This window comes from Aquitalea palustris (assembly GCF_003693445.1).
GTDB classification, from domain to species: Bacteria; Pseudomonadota; Gammaproteobacteria; order Burkholderiales; family Chromobacteriaceae; genus Aquitalea; species Aquitalea palustris.
Genome location: NZ_RFAR01000156.1, coordinates 1 through 2,393, shown reverse-complemented (window position 1 = coordinate 2,393; position 2,393 = coordinate 1). Strand labels below are relative to the sequence as shown.

The 2,393-nt window shown below is 57.0% G+C and carries 1 protein-coding gene and 1 pseudogene; one reads left to right on the top strand and one right to left on the bottom strand.

Going from position 1 to position 2,393, the window contains the following annotated elements; genetic code table 11:
• Positions 1-385, top strand: a pseudogene (locus EAY64_RS20925) (methyl-accepting chemotaxis protein); the annotation flags it as partial.
• A 488-nt stretch (positions 386-873) separates the two neighbouring features.
• Here the strand turns inward: EAY64_RS20925 and EAY64_RS20115 are convergent.
• Complete coding sequence (locus EAY64_RS20115; protein WP_103526516.1) at positions 874-1,398, bottom strand: Dps family protein; 525 nt, start codon at positions 1,396-1,398, stop codon at positions 874-876.
• Positions 1,399-2,393: the final 995 nt, after the last annotated feature.

Here is a 2,393-nt window from a genome sequence, read left to right as displayed (position 1 = left end):
CAGACCAATCTGCTGGCACTGAATGCCGCCATCGAAGCGGCACGCGCCGGCGAAATGGGCCGCGGTTTTGCCGTAGTCGCCGACGAAGTCCGCAAGCTGGCCGAACGCAGCAAAGACACCGCCCATCGGGTGCAATCGGTACTGGGCAGCCTATCCAGCCGCATTGGTGACATGCAAAGCCGTGCGGGTGAAGCCGGATCGGTGGCCGCCGAGGTCAAGTCATCGGTCGAGTCCTTCCGCAACCGCTTCGCCACACTGGCCGAACAATCCGATACCGTGCTGGGTCAAGTCCAGAAAGTCCGCGACATGTCGCAGGTTTCGCTGCAAAAGGTGGGCCATGTGATGCACAAGCAGATGGTCTATCACGCCATCGAGGAAGGTAAGGCCATTCCCCATGGCAGCGACCTGGCACCTTGGCGTCAGGCAGAAGGCCATAACAGCTTTGGCAACACCCGCTCCTTCAGTCAGCTGGCCTCCTCCGACCAGCGCGTTGCCGACAGCATCGAGCAGGCCATTGCCGCTACCGCCAGCAAGGCCGTGCTCGACGAAGATGCCGTCCTGCGGCACATGCAAGCGCTGGAGCAGGACAGTGCCGTGGTCTTGCAGCTATTGGACCGTATGGTAGAAGAGAAGAATGCACTGTCAACGACAGCACCACGCTAAGCTCCGCGGACCCTGCGCCCGGCGCGGTACTCCTTGCCTTGCCATTAGTACCGCCTGGGTCGGTGCACTTGGGCGCGGAAGCTCTCCGAGGTGTTGTTAGCCACGCCACATGAGTGGGGAGTGGCCTGTGGGCATGATTAAAAACAGCTGCTGGCATGACCAGCAGCTGTTTTCTTTGCTGGTGCAGCCGCTCCCCGGCTCAAGCCAGCATCAGCGGCGGCTGGCCTCGAACAGGAACCAGCTACGACGCTCCGTTTCATCTATCCAGTTCTCGATCAGGCTCGCACCTGCAATGTCGCGGTGTTCCTCACAGACGCCATGTGCCTCGCGCAAGCGGGTGGCCAAGGTCGCATTATCCTCGCGCAACTCGGCCAGCATGTCCTGTGGAGTGACATAACTGGCATCGTTATCCTTGATGCGCTGCTGGCGCGCGATATGGCCGATGGAGCGTAATGTTGATCCCCCCACCTTGCGGATGCGTTCTGCCAATGGGTCGGTCATGGCATACAGCTGATCACCTTGCTCATCCAGCAATAGGTGATAGTCCCTGAAGTGCGGACCACTGACATGCCAATGAAAATTCTTGGTTTTCAGATACAAGGCAAATACATCGGCCAGCACGCCATTCAAGGCAGCACTGATATCACGGGTGGCTGCTGCGCTTAAGTCACTGGGAGTATGCAGCGCGGCATCCGGTCTGGCATGCAGGGCTGTGGAATTGCTGGGCTGTGTCATGACTGGATTCTCTCGGTGAAGGGCAAACGACATCCTGTGTGCATCATGTGGTGCGACAGGGTGCTGCCTCAGAAAACTAGGGCGGGCAGCCCATCCAATCAATAGGAAATTTCTATTAAAATTTATTTTATTTTCCTAATGATCTATTAATCACCGCACCAGCCGGTTCTGGCATGCCATCAACCACCCTAAACTGCTGGGGAAGTGGCGCTTCCCTCATGCCAAGGCGCATTCCGCAGCTGCTTTCAAGGCAGTACCACCGCCATATCAATCAAATCCAGCAGACGATGAACCGCTTCTAACCTCCCCCGCTACTGTGCTGGGGCTGCCAGGCCGACTACCAGCACTGTCGTGCATGGGTGCACCGTGGCCCGGGCTCTCCCCATGGTTTTGTTAGCCGCGCTACAAATCTGCAAGTCCTGCTGGCTCAGGCGTCCAGGCCCGTGCGCCAGCCTCACCCAAGCTGCCATTCCCCTGCAGTGATCGCAAATTTGCCGATAGGCGTGCCTTGGGCATCAGCGCATTAATTACGTAAATAAATAATGTAATTCATTATTTAAATTACAAAATTGCGCCCGCTTATTTTTTGGGCAGCAAATTTAACTACAAATCACCTTGCAAAATACTGCAAGTCACCAGGAAAAATGGCAGTAGCCGCTGAACAATTCAGCACAGCAGGCCGTGGCAACCAAGCTGACCGCACAAGCGGCTCCCAGAGCAAAAACCGTCTCGGCTTGCTCACTCAATACATCGCTATTGCGGCAAGAATGCATCCCAGCAATACGAGGACTGAGTGAAAAGCCGCGATCTATCCCGCCAGCGCTATTTCACTTACCCATTTCACCCACGCTAGCGACTAGTCGTGCAGAGAGTCGTCCGCCACGGACGACGCAAAATGGATTGACTCGGGGTGCCGCGCACCAAAGTGCGACAACGCTGTCTAGCGCGTCTGGCCTGGGTTGGCTTGGGCTTGGGCTTGGGCTTGGGCTTGGGCT